Origin of the sequence: Micromonospora sp. WMMD734 (genome assembly GCF_049178975.1) — a bacterium.
Lineage (GTDB): Bacteria > Actinomycetota > Actinomycetes > Mycobacteriales > Micromonosporaceae > Micromonospora > Micromonospora wenchangensis.
This window is the reverse complement of sequence record NZ_JBMHMK010000001.1, coordinates 1,098,381-1,117,073: the sequence shown is the minus strand read 5'-3', so window position 1 is coordinate 1,117,073 and position 18,693 is coordinate 1,098,381. Positions and strand designations below refer to the sequence as shown.

The 18,693-nt window shown below is 73.6% G+C and carries 5 protein-coding genes; 1 reads left to right on the top strand and 4 read right to left on the bottom strand.

Annotated features, from left to right (window positions below; genetic code table 11):
• Positions 1 to 29: 29 nt before the first annotated feature.
• From ACN267_RS04760 to ACN267_RS04745, 4 genes are all read right to left on the bottom strand, one after another.
• The gene (locus ACN267_RS04760) at positions 30 to 1,523 is read right to left on the bottom strand and encodes an aldehyde dehydrogenase family protein (RefSeq protein WP_421488020.1); all 1,494 of its coding nucleotides are present in this window, start codon (positions 1,521 to 1,523) and stop codon (positions 30 to 32) included.
• 142 nt (positions 1,524 to 1,665) lie between these two features.
• A complete protein-coding gene (locus tag ACN267_RS04755; protein ID WP_421488019.1) occupies positions 1,666 to 3,084 on the bottom strand; it encodes a flavin monoamine oxidase family protein in 1,419 nt (472 codons plus the stop codon).
• Positions 3,085 to 3,256: 172 nt separating this feature from the next.
• Positions 3,257 to 4,435 (bottom strand): acyl-CoA dehydrogenase family protein, encoded by a 1,179-nt coding sequence (locus ACN267_RS04750; protein ID WP_204961474.1) that lies wholly within the window; start codon positions 4,433 to 4,435, stop codon positions 3,257 to 3,259.
• A gap of 183 nt (positions 4,436 to 4,618) precedes the next feature.
• Positions 4,619 to 5,017: a YybH family protein gene (locus ACN267_RS04745; protein WP_204961473.1), complete on the bottom strand. Its 399-nt coding sequence runs from the start codon at positions 5,015 to 5,017 to the stop codon at positions 4,619 to 4,621.
• Positions 5,018 to 5,171: 154 nt separating this feature from the next.
• Here ACN267_RS04745 and ACN267_RS04740 point away from each other — a divergent pair, with 154 nt between their 5' ends.
• Positions 5,172 to 18,647 carry an SDR family NAD(P)-dependent oxidoreductase gene (locus ACN267_RS04740; RefSeq protein ID WP_421488018.1) on the top strand — a complete coding sequence of 4,492 codons (13,476 nt, stop codon included), beginning with the start codon at positions 5,172 to 5,174 and terminating at the stop codon, positions 18,645 to 18,647.
• The last annotated feature ends 46 nt before the right edge of the window (positions 18,648 to 18,693 follow it).

Below are 18,693 nucleotides of genomic sequence, written 5' to 3'. Positions count from 1 at the left end.
GTGTGGCAGCGGTCCGGGGCCGACGTGCGTCAGAGCTGGCCGTAACCGGCCCAGACCGTCTTCACCTCAAGGTACGCGTCGAGGTTCGCCCGGCCCATCTCCCGGCCGATGCCGGAGGCCTTGACGCCGCCCCAGGGAGCGGCCGGATCCCCCGCCGCCCACGTGTTGACGTAGAACATGCCGGCCCTGATCCGCTCCGCGAGCCGGTGCGCCCGGCCGAGGCTGCGGGTCCAGACCCCCGCCGCCAGCCCGTACGGGGTGTCGTTGGCCAGCGCGACGACCTCGTCGATGTCGTCGAAAGGCGTCACCACCAGCACCGGTCCGAAGATCTCCTCCCGGCTGATCCGCATGTCAGGCGTCACGTCGGTGAAGATCACGGGTCGGACGTAGTAGCCGTCGGCCGGCTCGGCCGGAGGCACCTCACCGGCCACCATCGTGGCACCGGCCGCGAGACCGTCCACGAGGTAGCCGCGGACCCGGCGGTACTGCTCGGCCGAGACGAGCGGGCCGAGCTGGGTCCCCCGCTCCAGGGCCGGACCCACCGCGGCCTGCCGGGTCGCCGCGACGAGACCGTCGAGCACCTGCTCGTGGCAGCTGCGGTGCACGTACAGCCGGGAACCTGCCACACAGCTCTGCCCGCTGTTGAAGAAGATCCCCTCGTACGAGCCGGCCACGGCGGCGGGCACGTCGGCGTCGTCCAGGATGATGTTGGGACTCTTGCCCCCGAGTTCCAGGGTGACCCGCTTGAGGTCGGCACCGGCCCGGGCGGCGATCTCCCGGCCCACCTCGGTCGATCCGGTGAACGCCACCTTCGCCACCCCCGGGTGGGCCACCAGCGCCGCGCCGGTCCGCCCGTCACCGGGCAGGACGTTGACCACGCCGGCCGGGAAACCGGCCTCGACCACCAGTTCGGCCAGCCGCAGCGCTGTCAGGGGCGTCTGCTCGGCGGGTTTCAGGACCACGGAACACCCTGCCGCGAGCGCCGGCGCCAACTTCCAGGCCGCCATCATCAGTGGGAAGTTCCACGGGATGATCTGGGCACAGACCCCCACCGGCTCCAACCGCGTGTAGCAGAGGGTGTCGGGGGCGATCACCGGGATCGTGCCCCCTTCGAGCTTGCTGGGCCAACCGCTGTAGTAGCGGAAGTGTTCGATCGCGGCCGGCACGTCGACGTACTCGTTGGCGGTCACCGGCTTGCCCGAGTTGAGCGCCTCGAGTTCCGCGAACTCCCCGGCGTGCGCCTCGACGAGGTCCGCCAGGCGGGCGAGCAGCAGACCCCGCGCGGCGGCCGGGAGGCTCCCCCACTCGCCGTCGAGCGCGTCCCGGGCGGCCGTGACCGCGCGGTCGACGTCGACCGCACCGGCGTGGGCCACGTCGACCAGGTGCCGGCCGGTGGACGGGTCCACCGTGGCCAGGGCCGCGCCGTCGGCGGCGGGCACGAACCGGTTGCCGATGAACAGGTGCCGGGGCCGGCTGACGAACGCGCTGACGGCCGGGCTGAGGGTCGAGGTCAACTGGTCCACGGTTGCTGCTCCTTCGTGGGTCCGCGACGGGGTGCTGCTTCGCGGAGAGACGGCGGCCGGCATCGACGGTGTCGATGCCGGCCGGAAGGTCACCCGGGACGGGTGCCCGTCGGTTCGACGCGCACCCGTCCCGCGTTGCGGATCACATCGCGAGCGCCTGCTGTGCCGCCCGCTTGCCCGACTCGACGGCACCGTCGATGTAGCCGCTCCAGCCGTTGGCGATGTCGCTGCCGGCGAAGGCGATCCGGCCCTGCGGCTGCTGGATGCTCTGGTAGGGGCCGGTCAGCTGGCCGGGCTGCCGGCAGGACCACCCACCGAGGGAGTACGGGTCGGTCCCCCAGTTCTGCGCGGTGGTGGCGAGCACCTGCACACCCGGGGACAACTGCTGCATCAGGGACTGCATCTGGCTGACGCTGGTGCCGCTCACCGACGAGTCGGTGCTGAAGCAGAAGACGATCCGGGTGCCGTCGGGCAGTTCGGTGTGCGGCACGGTGGTGGAGATGGGGAATCCCTCGGGCGGGTGCGCGATGAAGGAACCCGCCGCGCCACCACTGATCCGCATGAAGATCTTCTTGCTCTTCGGCACGCCGATGCCCGCCAGGGACACCGACAGGTACGCCGAGGGCAGCAGCGGCGCGAACGCGATGGTCTTCCAGAGGTTCACCGGCACGGCGACGATGACGCGCGGCGCGACGTACTCCTGGCCGGTGCTGGTGAACACCGAGACGGTGGAACCGTTGCGGATCACCGCCAGCACCGGGCTGTTGAGCTTCAGGGTCGCCTGGGAGTCCGCCAGCATGGCGTTGAGCAGGGCGATGGTGCCACCCTGCAGGCCGTAGGTGTTGATGCTGACGTAGCCCTGGTAGGAGTTGCCCGCCAGCACCCAGGACTGGGCCAGCATGGTGTAGGCGCCCCGGCTGCTGGACCCGCCGGAGAGGCCGGCGGTGGTCCCGTTGATCCACGCCTCGTCCGCCGGGGAGTAGCCGAGCTGGTTGAGCCGGGTCCGCATGGACCACTGGTCGGCGGTGGTCAGCCCGGCACCGGCACCGGCGAACGGGTTGAAGGCGTTCGGGAACAGGCTGGCGGCCCCGTTGAAGAACGGGGTGAACAGGGCCGAGAGCTGGGCCGACGCCTGGGCGGGCGGCAGGATGACGAAACCGTTGCCCTGGGGCATCACGAAGCTGTCGATCGAGCCGTCCGAGGTGGTGCCGATCCCGTACCGGGCGGCCTCCGCCCAGACGTGCGGCTGCTTCGGGTCGATGGCCTCGCCGCCGAGCTCGATGGGTGCCCCGGCGAACGTGGAGCTCCAGGTACGACCGCCGATACGCCCACGGGCCTCCAGGATGACCGAGCTGAGGCCGGCTTCCTTGAGATCGCGGGCGGCGGTGATGCCCGCGAACCCGGCTCCGATGATGATGGCATCGGTGACGGTGCGGGGCGAGCCGGCGGTTGCCCGCGCGGCGACGGGCAGGCCGGTCGCCGCACCGAGAAGGGCCGCTCCGGCGCCCTTCAGGAAGGTACGACGGCTGTTACCGGAGCCGGTCGAGCGTGTTCCTTGCACTGACGCGTGCACTTTCCCCCCGGAAAGGTCGGGCCACCGCAACCCGCCTGACACCGGGCGGCGTCGGGCGGGTTGCGGTGTGTCGGATTGATCTCCCCGCTGGACAGCGGGGGGCTCGGATGCCGGCTCGGCCGGCGGATGGGTGACCGGCCCGACGCGGCGGCGGGCCGTCCTAGAGGAACAGGGTGTCCGGATCGAGGCCGAGCAACAGTCGGCCGTGCAGTTCCAGATTCGTGTTCGGGGTCATCATCCCGTGCCGGGACAGGCCCTCCAGGTCCCGGTAGAAGCGCTGGAACGGCAGACTGCGCACCAGCGACGAGGCGCTGCTGACGTCGTGCAGGTCCTCGACGGCGTCCTTGAGCAACCGCAACGCGAAACCCCCCTGGCCGCGCACGGTGACGCTGTCCTCGACCGACGGATGCTCACCGGCGTCGGCGCGCTGCTGCAGGCGCTTGACGAACCCGGCGGCCAACGCCTGCGCCGCCGTGATCGCGTTCGCCGCCGCGGCGACCTTGAGCTGGACGAGCGGGTGTTCACGCGCGTCGGTCCAGTTGGTGTAGGCGATCGGCTTGCCCGGCAGGCGCTCCACGAACGTGTCGTACGCGCCCTGGGCGGCACCGACGTAGACGGCGATCGACAGCGCCGCCACATAGGTGATCAGCCCGTAGTTGCGACCCGTCGCGCCCACGTTCGAGCGGCCCCCGGTGGTGCCGGTGACGAGTTCCTCGGCGCTGGCGACGTACTGGCGGGGCACGTGCACGTCGGTGGCCGAGGTGGTGAAGCTGCCGGTGCCGGCGGCGGCCGAGACGTGCCAGTCGTCGGCGATCTCGAACTTGTCCATCGGCACGAGGGCGTACAGCGGCTCCATCTCACCGTCGGGCAGCTCACGGACCCCGGCCACGAAGTTCCAGTCGGCGCCCCGGCAGCCGGTGTTGAAACCCCAGCTGCCGTTGAGCAGGAACCCGTCCTCGACCTCGGTGAACATCGCGGTGGGGGCGAGGCCGCCGGAGATGCGGACCGCACCGGAGGCGTAGATGTCCGCCTGCACCTCGTCCGGGTAGAGGGAGGCGACCCAGGCCCCCTCCATCCAGGCCGCCGCCACCCATCCGGTGGAGGCGCAGCCCCGGGAGATCTCGGTGACGATCGCGAACTGCTCGGCGAGTGACGCCTCGATCCCGCCGAACCGCTTGGGCACACCGACCCGGAACACCCCTGCCTTCTCCAGCAGGGCGATGTTCTCGTCGGGTATCCAGCGCTGTTCCTCGGCCTGAGTGCCGTTGTCGCGCAGTCGCGGAACGATCGTACGAACCGCGTCACGCACGGCCGTCGACTCGGTCTCGCTGCCTGTCATGGGGTCTCCCTGGCTTCCTGCGGATCACCGCGGACACAGTGATGAAGTGTGACGAGGGGCGGTCATCGCACGGCAATCGCCGCGGGGGCGGGGTGCGATGACCGTTCGATGACCGGTTGATGAACCGACCGGTCGGCACCCGGGCGGGTGCGGTGCGGCGGCGGGTGGGTCCGGACCGGACGGTCAGGCGTCCGTGCCGAACGGGTTGTCGACGGCGAAACGCCAGTTCCCGTCGGGGCCCATCCGGAGCACGTCGAGGCCGACGCCCTCCAGGTGCTCGGTGCCGCCGTCCTCCAGGGGCACGTCGATCGCCCAGTCGACGACGAGCAACGCGGCGGTCCCGGTGACGTGCGACTCACGCAGGGTGGCGGTCATCCTCGGCCGCTGCGCGATGAACTCCGCGAGCGCCTCCCGGCGGGCGTCGCCGCTGAGCGGGTTCCCGGGCTCCCAGACCGAGATGGCGTCCTCGGTGTACATCGCGTCGATCACGGCCAGGTCGCCGCTGTTGAACGCCTCGATGTAGCGGTTCCCGTGTTCCTCGGCACTCCTGACGAGACTTTCGTGGTCGATGGCGGTGGTCATCTGGGGCCTCCCGGCGTCCTCGGCAAACGGCTTACGAGTGAAATTAGCGACGCGAATTCATCGCGCGCCCACCGTCCGTCATTACGCAGAAATCGGGTCAACGGGCATCAATGGTTACCCGCCAATGACCACCCATTGAGCAACCGACCGCAGGATGACGTTGAGAAGATCACGCCACCGCGCCCAGCCAACGCCTCCTCCGGTAAGGAAAAGCGCTTTGACGTCTATCGCTGTTATCGGAATGTCCTGCCGGCTACCGGCCGCCGCCGACCCCGGTGCTTTCTGGGCGCTGCTCCGCGCCGGTGCGAGTGGGCTGAGCACGGGGACCGACGGACGCCGCCGTGGTCGGCTCGACCAGGTCGGGGACTTCGACGCCGAGTTCTTCGCGGTCTCGCCACGCGAGGCCGCGGCGATGGACCCGCAGCAACGGCTCGTGCTCGAACTCGCCTGGGAGGCGTTGGAGGACGCGGCGACGGCGCCGGAGACGTTGCGGGGCAGCGACACGGCCGTTTTCGTGGGCGCGCTACGCGACGACTACGCCAACCTGCTGTACCGGCAGGGGACCGGGGCCGTCACCGCCCACACGATGGCCGGCCTGAACCGCGGGGTGATCGCCAACCGCGTCTCGTACTTCCTGGACCTGCACGGGCCGAGCGTGACGGTCGACGCCGCGCAGGCCTCGTCACTCGTCGCCGTGCACCTGGCCTGCGAGAGCCTGCGCAGCGGGGAGTCCGGCATGGCCATCGCCGCCGGCGTGACCCTGGACCTGCTGGCCGAGCAGGCCGTCGTACAGGAGCGGTTCGGCGCGCTGTCCCCCGACGGGGAGAGTTACGCCTTCGACGCGCGGGCCAACGGCTTCGTGCCCGGCGAGGGCGGCGCGGTGGTCGTCCTCAAACCGCTGGACCGCGCCGTGGCCGACGGCGACCGGATCTACGGGGTGATCCGCGGCAGCGCCGTCAACCACGGCGGGGCCGCCCCCTCCCTCACCGTGCCCGACGCCGACGCCCAGGCCGAGGTGTTGCGGGAGGCGTACCGCCGGGCCGGTGTCGAGCCCGGCGAAGTGCAGTACGTCGAGGCGCACGGCACGGGCACCCCGCTCGGCGACCCGATCGAGGCCACCGCACTCGGCGACGCGCTGGGGCGGGGCCGGCCGGCGGCGCAGACCCTGCGCATCGGGTCGGCGAAGACGAACGTCGGGCACCTCGAGGCCGCCGCCGGGATCGTGGGTCTACTCAAGGTGCTGCTCAGCCTGGTACACCGCGAGCTTCCGCCGCACCGCAACTTCACCAGGCCCAACCCCGCGATCCCGTTCCACGAACTCGGTATCGAGGTGCAACGGGAGCTGACCCCGTGGCCGCACCCGCAGCGCCGGCTGATCGCCGGGGTCAGCTCCTTCGGCATGGGCGGCACGAACTGCCACGTCGTCGTCGCGGCGGCCCCGCCGGCCCCGGACGTCGCCCGACCCGACGGCGACCCGGCCCCCGCACCGGTCGCCTGGGTGCTCAGCGCCCGCAACCGGGCGGCGCTGAGCGCCCAGGCCGACCGGTTGGGCTCGGCCGTCGCGGCCGACGACCCGGACATCGTGGACGTCGGCTGGACGCTGGCCACCGGCCGGGCCCGGTTCGCCCACCGGGCCGTCGTGCTCGGCGACGACAGCGGGGAACTCCGGGAGCGGCTGGCCGCGCTGGCCGCCGGCCGACCGGCGTCCGGTCTGGTGACGGCGACGGCCCGACCCGGTGCGCTCGGCATCGTGTTCACCGGTCAGGGCAGCCAGCGGGCCGGCATGGGCCGGCAGCTGTACGCCCGCTTCCCGCGTTACGCCGCGGCGTTCGACGAGGTCTGCGCACACCTGGACCGGCACCTGGACCGTCCGCTCGCCGAGGTGATCGCCTCGGGCGAGGATCTCGACGAGACCGGCTTCACCCAGCCCGCCCTGTTCGCGGTGGAGGTGGCGCTGTACCGGCTCGTCGAGTCCTGGGGGGTCCGGCCGGCCCGGCTCGTCGGCCATTCCATCGGCGAGCTGGCGGCGGCGCACGTGGCGGGCGTGCTGTCGGTGGCCGACGCCACGACCCTGGTCGCCGCACGGGGCAGGTTGATGCAGGCGCTACCCGCCGGGGGCGCGATGGTCGCCGTCCAGGCCGGTGAGCAGGAGGTCGCGGCCCTGCTCGAACCGTACCGGGACGTCGCCGGGATAGCGGCGGTGAACGGTCCCGAGGCCGTCGTGGTCTCCGGCACCGCGCAGGCCGTGGACGCGGTCAGCGCCGAACTGGCCGGCCTGGGGCGTCGTAGTCGTCGCCTCACCGTCTCCCACGCCTTCCACTCGCCGCTGATGCAACCGATGCTCGCGGACTTCCGGGCGGTCGTCGCCACCCTGGAGCTACGGCCACCACGGATACCCGTGGTCTCCACGGTGCTGGGTCGGCCGCTGGACGCGGCGGAGGCGACCGACCCGGGGTACTGGGTCGACCAGGTGCGACGTCCGGTCCGTTTCCTCGACGCGGTACGTGCGGTGGAGGCCGACGGCGTCACGACGTACCTCGAACTGGGTCCCGACGCGGTCTGCGCGGCCCTGGTCGACGCCGCCGTGGTCGACCGGGCGGGCTCCACCGCGGTCGCCGCGCTGCGCGCCGGCCGGGACGAGACGCGGACCCTGCTCGACGCCGTGGCCCGGGTGTTCGTCACCGGCGCGGCCGAGGTGGACTGGGCCGCCGTGCACGGCCGGCACGACGCGCGGCGGATCGCCCTGCCGACCTACCCGTTCCAACGGGAACGGCACTGGCTGCGCGACGGCGACTCCCCCGCGCCGGCCGACGCCGCACCGGCCACCGCCGCCCGGCAGCCGACCGCACCGGCACCGGCGCTCGCGGCGTCGACCGTCGGGCGCGTGCCGCCGGCCGACCCGGCGGCGCTGACCGAGCTGGTCCAGACCCACGTCAACGCGGTCCTGGGGGCCGACGCCGGACGTCACCTCGCCCTGGAGCAGACCTTCCGGGACCTCGGCTTCGACTCGCTGATGGCGGTCGAGCTGCGCGACGCCCTGTCCGCGGCGACCGGCCTGGCACTGCCCAGCGGACTGCTCTTCGACCGGCCCACCCCGGGTGAGCTGATCGACCATCTGCTCACCCGGCTCGACCCCGCCGGTGAGCCGACCGTCGACGTTCCGCAGGCCCCCACCGACCCGGTCGAACCGATCGCCGTCATCGGCATGGCCTGCCGCTACCCCGGCGGGGTCAGCTCCCCCGAGGAGCTCTGGCAACTGGTCGCCGACGGCACCGACGCCGTCGCGGGATTCCCCACCGACCGGGGGTGGCCCGAGCACCTCTCCGCCGACCCGGACGGCACCCCACCCGGCACCGTCGACCAGGGCGGATTCCTGTACGACGCCGCGCTGTTCGACGCCGACTTCTTCGGCATCTCCCCCCGCGAGGCGCTGGCGATGGACCCCCAGCAGCGGCTGCTGCTGGAGACCGCATGGGAGGCCCTGGAACGGGCCGGTCTGGACCCGCGATCGGTGCGGGGCAGCCGGACCGGGGTGTTCGTCGGCGGCACCACCCTGGACTACGGACCCCGGATGCACCACGCGGCCGACGAGGTCGCCGGTCACGTGTTGACCGGCTCGACCAGCAGCCTGATGTCGGGACGCATCGCCTACCAGCTCGGCCTGCTCGGGCCGGCCCTCACCATCGACACCGCCTGCTCCTCGTCGTTGGTCGCCCTGCACACGGCGGTGCGTTCGCTGCGCTCCGGCGAATCGTCCATGGCGCTCGCCGGCGGCGCGGCGGTCATGTCCGGCCCCGGGATGTTCGCCGAGTTCTCCCGCCAGGGGGGCCTCGCCCCGGACGGGCGCAGCAAGCCGTTCGCCGCCGCCGCGGACGGGACCTCGTGGGCCGAGGGGGTGGGGATGCTGGTGGTGGAACGGCTCTCCGACGCCCGCCGCCACGGTCACCCGGTGCTGGCCGTCATCCGGGGCACGGCGGTCAACTCCGACGGCCCCTCCAACGGGCTCACCGCACCCCACGGACCGTCCCAGGAACGGGTCATCCGTGCCGCGCTCGCCGACGCCCGGCTGACACCGGCCGACATCGACGCGGTCGAGGCACACGGCACCGGCACCCGGCTCGGCGACCCGATCGAGGCGGAGGCGCTGCTGGCCACCTACGGCCGGGACCGGGACGGCACCGGCCCGGTGCTGTTGGGGTCACTCAAGTCGAACATCGGCCACACCCAGGCGGCGGCCGGGGTGGGCGGGCTGATCAAGATGGTGCAGGCGATGCGGCACGGCACCCTGCCCCGCACCCTGCACGTCGACCGGCCGACACCGCACGTGGACTGGTCGGCCGGCACGGTGGAGCTGCTGACCACCGCGCGCCCGTGGCCACGCACCGGGCGTCCCCGCCGGGCGGCGGTGTCCTCGTTCGGCATCAGCGGTACGAACGCCCATGTCGTGATCGAGGAGGGCGAGCCGTGGCCCGAGCCCCCGCCGCAGGCACCCGGGCCGTTCCCCGTGCCCTGGGCGGTCTCGGGCCGGGACCGGGCGGCGCTGACCGACCAGGCCCGTCGCCTGCGTGCCCGGGTGGCCGGGACGCCCGGGGTGGACCCCGCCTCGGTCGCCCGCTCACTGGCCACCACGCGCACGACCTTCGAGGAGCGGGCCGTGGTGCTCGGCACCGGCCGGACCGAACTCCTCGCCGGCCTCGACGCCCTGATCGAGGGACGGCCACACCGGTCGGTGCTCGTCGGGACCGCCAGGCGGGCGGACCGGACCGCGTTCGTCTTCACCGGCCAGGGCGCCCAGCGCCTCGGCATGGGACGCGAGCTGCACACCGCCGCGCCGGTCTTCGCGGCGGCGTTCGACGCCGTGTGCGCCGCGTTCGCGCCCCACCTCGACCGGCCGTTGCGGGACGTCGTGTTCGCCGCGCCCGGCACGGCGGACGCCGACCGGCTGCACCACACCGCGTACACCCAGCCGGCCCTGTTCGCGGTCGAGGTCGCCCTCACCCGACTGCTCGAACACCACGGGCTGGTGCCGGACCTGGTCGCCGGACACTCCATCGGGGAGCTCGCCGCCGCCCACGTCGCCGGGGTGTGGTCGCTTGACGACGCGGCGCGGCTGGTCGCCGCCCGGGGACGGGCGATGCAGGCGGCGCGGACCGGCGGCGCGATGGCCGCGATCGAGGCCGGTGAGGCCGAACTCCGACCCGACCTTGCCGGGTGGGGCGACGCGGTGAGCATCGCGGCGGTCAACGGGCCACGGGCCGTGGTCATCTCCGGTGACGGCGAGGCGGTCGCGGACGTCACCACGCGCTGGGCGGCGCAGGGCCGCCGGACCCGGACGTTGGCGGTCAGCCACGCCTTCCACTCGGCACACATGGACGCGGTGCTCGACGAGTTCCGGGTCACCGCCAGGCGGGTCACCTACCACCCGCCGCGCATCCCGTTCGTGTCCACGGTCACCGGCGGGCTCGTCACCGACGGCGACCTCGCCGCCGCCGACTACTGGGTCGGGCAGATCCGCGACACGGTCCGGTTCGCCGACGCGACCCGCGCCCTGCGCGACGCGGGGGCCGGACTGTTCGTCGAGGTCGGACCGGACGCGGCGCTGACCCCGCTGATGCACGACTGCCTCCCCGACGAGCCGGTGGCCGTCGTGCCGGTGCTCCGCCGTGACCTCGCCGAGACCGGCACGTTCGTCGCCGCGTTGGGGCAGGCCCACGTGGCCGGCGCGACGGTCGACCTGTCGGCGCTGACGCCTGACGCCGGCACCGTCGAACTCCCCACGTACGCGTTCCAACGCACCCGGTTCTGGCTGGCCGGCGACCCGACGCCGGATCCGCGCGGCCTCGGCCTCGACCGGGGTGGTCACCCGCTGCTCGGGGCCGGGACGACCGTCGCCGGCCGCGACGAACTGGTGCTCGTCGGCAGGTTGAGCCTGGCCGAGCAGCCCTGGCTGGCCGGGCACGTGGTCGGCGGCGCGGTGCTGCTGCCGGCCGCGGCGCTGGTGGAACTCGCCGTCGCCGCCGGGCTGCGGTGTGGCGCACCGCAGCTCGACGAGCTGACCCTGGAGGTGCCGCTGCGGCTCGACCGTCCCGTCCGGGTGCAGGTCGTGGTCGCGGCACCCGGCCCCGACGGCACCCGCGACGTCGGGATCTACGCCGCCGACGAGACGACCGGGCCGGCGGGGACGGACTGGACCCGGCACGCGTCAGGTGCGCTGAGCCCCGCCGGGGCGGCCCCGCCGACGCCGGTGGCCTGGCCGCCGGCCGGGGCGGTGGCCGAGGCCGGCGACGACGCGTACCCGGAACTGGCCGCCCTCGGCTACGACTACGGCCCGGCCTTCCGTGGCCTGCGTGCCCGGTGGCGGCACGGCGCGGACCGGTACGCCGAGATCAGCCTGCCCGCCGAGCTGCGCGACGAGGCGGCCCGGTACGCCCTGCACCCGGCCCTGCTCGACGCCGCCCTGCACGCCCTGGTCCTGGACCGTGCGCCAGGGGACGCCGGTCACCTGATCAACCTGCCGTTCGTCTGGGCCGGTGTCCAGGTGCACGCGACCGGGGCGACGGACGTCCGGGTCCGGATCACCGACGCCGACGGCGACGCGGCCACGGTGGAACTGGCCGAGGTCACCGGCCGGCCGGTGGCCACCGTCCGGGCCCTCACCCTGCGCGCGGCGCCGGCCGACCGGCTCACCGCTGACCCGGGGGGCCGGTTGCACGTCCTGGAGTGGCCCGCCGTGGCGGCTCCGGCCGGAGACGTCCCCTCGTGGGTGGAGATCACCGACGATCCCGGGCCGGCCCGGAACACGCCGTTCGCCGTGGTGCGCCCCGGCGGCGACGACCCCGGTCCGCGGGAGCCGTACGCGACCACGGCCCGGGTGCTGCGGCTCGTGCAGGACTGGTTGGCCGATCCGGAACTGCTCGACACCCGACTGGCCGTCGTCACCCGGCACGCCGTGTCCACCGGCCCCGGTGAGGGCATCGGGGACCTGGACGCCGCGCCCGTCTGGGGTCTGCTGCGCTCCGCCCAGGCCGAGCATCCCGGCCGGTTCGTCCTGGTGGACCTCGACGACCGGGGCGACGACCTGCTGGGCGTCGCGCTCGCGACCGGGGAACCGCAGGTCGCGGTGCGGGCCGGGCAGCTGCGGGTGCCCCGGTTGACGCCGCTCGCCGACCCCGGGCCGACCCCACCCGTGCCGTTTCCCGGGGCCGACGGCACGGTGTGGATCGTCGGTGGCACCGGAGGGCTCGGCGCGTTGCTGGCCCGTCATCTCGTTGCGACGCACGGGGTGCGCAGGCTGGTGTTGAGCAGCAGGCGCGGACCGGACAGCCCCGGTGCCGCCGAGCTGTCGGCGGCACTCACCGACGCCGGCGCCGAGGTGCGGATCGTCGCCGCGGACGCCACCGACCGCGACCACCTCCTGCGCGTACGCGACGACATTCCGGCCGACCATCCGCTGACGACGATCGTGCACACGGCGGGTGTGCTGGCCGACGCGACGGTGCAGGCCCTCACCCCGGAGCAGATCGACACGGTGCTGCGGCCGAAGGTGACCGCCGCCCGGCACCTGCACGAGCTGACCCGCGGGCAACCCGTCACCCTCGTGTTGTTCTCCTCGGTCTCGGGTCTGCTGGGCACGCCGGGGCAGGCGAACTACGCGGCGGCCAACGCGTACCTCGACGCGCTCGCCGCGTACCGGCGGGCGGCCGGGTCACCGGCGGTGTCACTGGCCTGGGGACTGTGGGACGCCTCGGCCGGGATGGGCGCGCGACTCACCGACGCGGACGTCGGCCGGTGGCACCGGGCCGGGGTCACGCCGTTGTCGCCGCAGGCCGGTCTGGCGCTGTTCGACGCGGCGGTGGCGCGTACCGACCACGCGCTGCTGGTGCCGGCGGGGATCGTCACCCGCGCCCACGGCTCGGCCGACGACACCGTGGCCGCCGTCCTGCGGGGCCGGACCCGGCCCGGGCAACCCGCACGGCCGGCGGCTAAGGCGGGCCGGGTGGCGGGCGGGGCGGCGCAGGGCCTCGCCGCCGAGATCACCGCCCTGGCCGAGGAGGACCGCCAGCCACGGGTACGGGAACTGGTGCGGCAGCTGACGGCGAGGGCCCTGGGGCACCCCGACGGGAGCAGGATCGACCCGGACCGTCCGTTCAAGGATCTGGGGCTGGACTCGTTGGGCAGCGTCGAGCTGCGCAACCAGCTCGGCGAAGCCACGCAGCTGCGGCTACCCGCCACCGTCGTGTTCGACCATCCGTCGGTGGGGGCGTTGACCCGCTACCTGCTCGACCGCCTCACCAACACCACCGCGACCACCACCGCCGTCACCCGCACCACCACCCACACCACCGACGAACCCATCGCCATCATCGGCATGGGCTGCCACTACCCCGGCAACGCCAACACCCCCGACGAACTCTGGCACCTCATCACCACCACCACCGACGCCATCACCACATTCCCCACCAACCGAGGCTGGCACCTCGACACCCTCTACCACCCCGACCCCGACCACCCCGGCACCACCTACACCCAACACGGCGGCTTCCTCCACAACGCCGACCAATTCGACGCCGAATTCTTCAACATGTCACCCCGCGAAGCCACCGCCACCGACCCCCAACAACGACTCCTCCTCCACACCGCCTGGGAAACCCTCGAACACGCAGGCATCAACCCCACCACCCTCCACGGCACCAACACCGGAGTCTTCATCGGCACCATGTACGACGACTACGCGACGGGGCGGCCGAACCCGCCGAAGGACCACGAGGGTTTCCTGCTCGCCGGCAACCTGTCCAGTGTGGCGTCGGGGCGGATCGCGTACACCCTCGGCCTCCAAGGCCCCGCCATCACCATCGACACCGCCTGCTCATCCTCACTCGTCGCACTCCACCTCGCCGCCACCGCACTCCGCAACCACGAATGCGACCTCGCCCTCACCGGCGGCGCCACCATCATGACCCAACCCCACACCTTCACCGAATTCGCCCGCCAACGCGGACTCGCCCCCGACGGACGCTGCAAACCCTTCTCCACCCACGCCGACGGCACCGGCTGGTCCGAAGGCGCCGGACTCCTCCTCCTCCAACGCCTCACCGACGCCCAACAACAAGGCCACCACATCCACGCCATCATCCGCGGCAGCGCCATCAACCAAGACGGCGCCTCCAACGGACTCACCGCACCCAACGGACCCGCCCAACAACGCGTCATCCACCAAGCCCTCCACAACGCCGGACTCCAACCCCACGACATCACCCTCATCGAAGCCCACGGCACCGGCACCCGACTCGGCGACCCCATCGAAGCCCAAGCCCTCCTCGCCACCTACGGACAACACCGCGACCAACCACTCTGGCTCGGCTCCCTCAAATCCAACCTCGGCCACACCCAGGCCGCCGCCGGCGTCGGCGGCATCATCAAAGTGATCGAAGCCATCCGCCACGCCACCCTCCCCCCCACCCTCCACGCCGACGAACCCACCCCCCACGTCGACTGGACCACCGGCAACATCAAACTCCTCACCCACGCCCGACCCTGGCCCGACACCGACCGACCCCGCCGCGCCGCCGTCAGCAGCTTCGGCATCAGCGGCACCAACGCCCACGTCATCCTCGAACAACCACCCACCCCACCCACCCCACCACCACCCACCACCAACCCCCCACCCCACCAACCCCTCATCATCTCCGCCCACAACCACCACACCCTCACCCAACAAGCCACCCGACTCCACCACCACCTCACCAACCACCCCCACCTCAACCCCACCGACGTCGGTTTCTCACTGGACACCACGCGGGCGGTGCTGCCGTGGCGGGCCGCCGTGGTCGGCGGCGACCGGACGGAACTCCTGACCCGGTTGGCCGCCCTGGCCGCCGGGGAGCCCGGTCCCGGCGTGCTGCACGGCCGGCTCGCCGGCCCGGACCGCAGACGGGTGGCGTTCCTGTTCACCGGCCAGGGCAGCCAGCGGCTGGGCATGGGCCGCGAGCTGTACGCGCAGCACCAGGTGTTCGCCGAGAGCCTCGACGCGGTCTGCGCCCACCTCGACCCCGAACTGCCCCGCCCATTGCGGACCGTGCTGTTCGCCGAACCCGGCACCGCCGACTCCGCCCTGCTGGACCAGACCAGGTACACCCAGGCCGCCCTCTTCGCCGTCGAGGTGGCGCTGTACCGGACGGTCGAGCGGTACGGGATCAGGGCGGACTACCTGTTGGGGCACTCGATCGGTGAGGTCACCGCCGCCCACCTGGCCGGCGTCTGGGACCTGCGCGACGCCTGCACGGTGGTGGCCGCCCGTGGCCGGCTCATGCAGTCCGCCCGGGAGGACGGCGCGATGCTGGCGGTGCAGGCCGGCGAGGACGAGGTGCGCTCCGCGATAGCCGAGTTGCCGGCACCGGCCGGGGTGGCCGTCGCGGCGCTCAACGCACCGGCGGCGACAGTCGCCTCGGGGGACCGCGCCGCGGTGGACACCCTCGCCGCGACGCTGCGGGCCCGGGGCACCAGGACACACCGGTTGCCGGTCAGTCACGCCTTCCACTCCGCGCACATGGACGAGGTGCTCGACGCGTTCCGTACCGTGCTGGCCGGGCTGACCTTCCACGAGCCGTCGATCCCGATCGTGTCGAACCTCACCGGCGCCCTCGCCGATCCCGCCGAACTGGTCACGCCTGACTACTGGGCCCGGCAGATCCGCGGCACCGTCCACTTCCACCAGGGCGTCCTGTCGCTCGACTCGCTCGGGGTCGGCGGCTACCTGGAGATCGGTCCGGCCGGCGTGCTCACCGCGCTGGCCCGGGAGTGCCTGCCCGACGCCGACCCCGACCTCGTCCTCACCCCGCTGCTCGATGCCAGGACGTCCGAGTCGTCCGCCGTCACCACCGCGCTCACCCGGCTCCGGCTCGCCGGCACCCCGTGGGACGCCACGGCGGTGTTCCCGGGCGGCCGCCGGACCACCCTGCCGACGTACGCGTTCCACACCCGACGGTACTGGTTGCCGACGCCGGCCGCCGACGGTGGCAGCCTGGGCCATCCGCTGCTGCACACCGCCGTGGAGCTGGCCGGACGCGACGCCCACGTGTTCAGCGGTCAGGTCGACCTGGCCACCGCGCCGTGGCTCGCCGACCACCGCATCCAGGGGGTGGTGCTGCTGCCCGGCACCGCCCTGCTGGAACTGGTGCTCCGGGCCGGCGAGGAGATCGGCTGCGCACAGGTGGCGGAGCTGTCGGTGCTCCGGCCGCTGGTGGTGCCCGACCACGGACCCCTGCACCTGCAACTGCTCGTGACCGAACCGGACGCGCACGGCGCGCGCGGGGTGGAACTGCACGCCCGTGCCGACGGGCAGCAGCCGTGGACGTCCCACGCCACCGGCACCGTCGCCCCGGCGCAGGACGCCGGTGCCGCGGACCTGCTGGCCTGGCCACCGCCGGACGCCGTGGAGGTGGACCTCGACGGCGGTTACGACCGGCTCGCGGAACAGGGCCACGAGTACGGCCCGGCGTTCCGTGGCCTGCGCCGGATGTGGCGTGCCGACGCGGTGCACTACGCCGAGGTGGCGCTGGACGAGGCGGACCGTGCCGCCGCCGGAGGCTTCGTCGTCCACCCGGCGCTGCTGGACGCCGCACTGCACCCACTGCTGCCGATCGCCGCCGGAGACGACGGACGCTCCCTCGTGCCGTTCGCCTGGTCGCAGGTGCGGGTCGTGGCGGCGGGCGCGACGACCCTGCGGGTCAGGCTCGTGGAGACCGGCCCGGACACCGTGGCGCTGACCGTCACCGACGGCGGCGGCGCCCTCGTCGCCCGGATCGGGTCACTGACCCTGCGCCCACCCGTCGCACAGCCGGGGCGCGACGTCGTCGCGGACGCGCTGCTACGGGTCGACTGGGTGCCGGCGCCGGCGGGGCCGCCCGCCCGGCCGACGGCCCAGTGGTGGACCGACGACCTCGCCGTCACCGGGGACGCGGTGCCCCCGTTGGTGGTGGTGCCCGTGCTGGCGACGGACGCCGATCCGGGTGCGGTGGTCCGGCACGCCCTCGACGTCGTACAGCGCTGGCTGGCCGACGACCGGTTCGCCGACGGCCGGCTCGTCCTGCTGACCCGGGGGGCGGCCGGGCCGGGCCCACCGACCCGCGCGGGCCTGGCGCAGGCCGGGGTGTGGGGCCTGGTCCGCTCCGCGCAGACCGAGCAACCGGGAAGGATCGTCCTGGTCGACGCGGACGAGCCCGACGAGGCGGTGGTGGGCGCGGCCGTGGCCCTCGGCGAGCCGCAGGTGGCGGTCCGCGCCGGGCAGATGTTCGTACCCCGGTTGGCCCGCGCCACCGGCGGACCCCGGTCCGAGGGGCCGCGCTGGGACGCGGGCACCGTCCTCGTCACCGGTGCGACCGGCTCACTGGGCCGGGTCCTGGTCCGGCACCTGGTGCACGAGCACGGCGTCCGGGACCTGCTCCTGGTCAGTCGGCAGGGGGCGGACGCCCCGCACGCGGCGGAGCTGGCCGAGGAACTGGCCGGGTCGGGGACCCGGGTCCGGTTCGCCGCCTGCGACGTCGCCGACCGGGCGGCGCTGGCCGCCGTCCTCGCCGAGCATCCCGTGCACGCCGTCGTGCACACGGCGGGGGTGCTGGACGACGGCGTGGTGACCGCGCTGACCGACGACCAGCTGGCCGGGGTGCTGCGCCCCAAGGTGACGGCGGCGGCGAACCTGCACGAGCTCACCCTCGGCCTGGATCTCGCGGCGTTCGTGCTGTACTCGTCGGTGGCCGGGGTGCTGGGCACCGCCGGGCAGGCCAACTACGCGGCCGGCAACACCTACCTCGACGCGCTCGCCGCCCACCGACGCGCCGAGGGGTTGCCCGGCACCTCCCTGGCCTGGGGTCTGTGGGAGCAGGCGAGCGAGCTGACCGGCCACCTGACCGACGGCGACCGCCAACGGCTCAGCCGGTCCGGTCTGCGACCGCTGGCCAGCGACGAGGCGATGGTCCTCTTCGACGCCGCGGTGTCCGGCGACGATCCGGCGTACGCGCTGACCCGGCTCGACCTGGCCACGCTGCGGGCCGGTGACGAGGTGCCCCCGATGCTGCGCGGACTGGTTCCCGCCCCCGCGCGCCCCCGGTCCGGCGCGCCGGCCACCGGTGCGCCCGCAGGTCCGCGACTGGCCGACCTGCCACCCGCGCAGCGCCGGCACGTCCTCACCGACCTGGTCCGTAACCAGGTGGCGGCAGTCCTCGGCCACGGCGACCCGACCGGACTCGACGGCGCCCGGGCCCTACAGGACCTGGGCCTGGACTCGCTGACCGCCGTGGAGCTGCGCAACCGACTCGGCCACGCGGTCGGCGTACGGTTGCCCGCCGCGGTGGTCTTCGACCATCCCACGGTCGACGCCCTCGCCGCCTTCATCGACGACCTCGTCGGACCCGCCGAGGGGGCCGAAGCCGAGGCGCTGCTGACCGACCTGGACCGCCTCGGTCAGACCCTGCGGGCGGCGGTCGAGGGCGGTGTCCTGGGCGAGGCACACGATCCGATCACGGCGCGGCTGCGCGACCTGCTCCGGGTCGTCACGACCGACGCCGACGCCGACGCCGACCTGGACGTGGCAAGTGACGAGGAGCTGTTCGCGCTGATCGACGAGGGCGACTGACCGGCCGCCCGCACCTGGCCCTGACGCAACGAACCCGGAGAGTTGG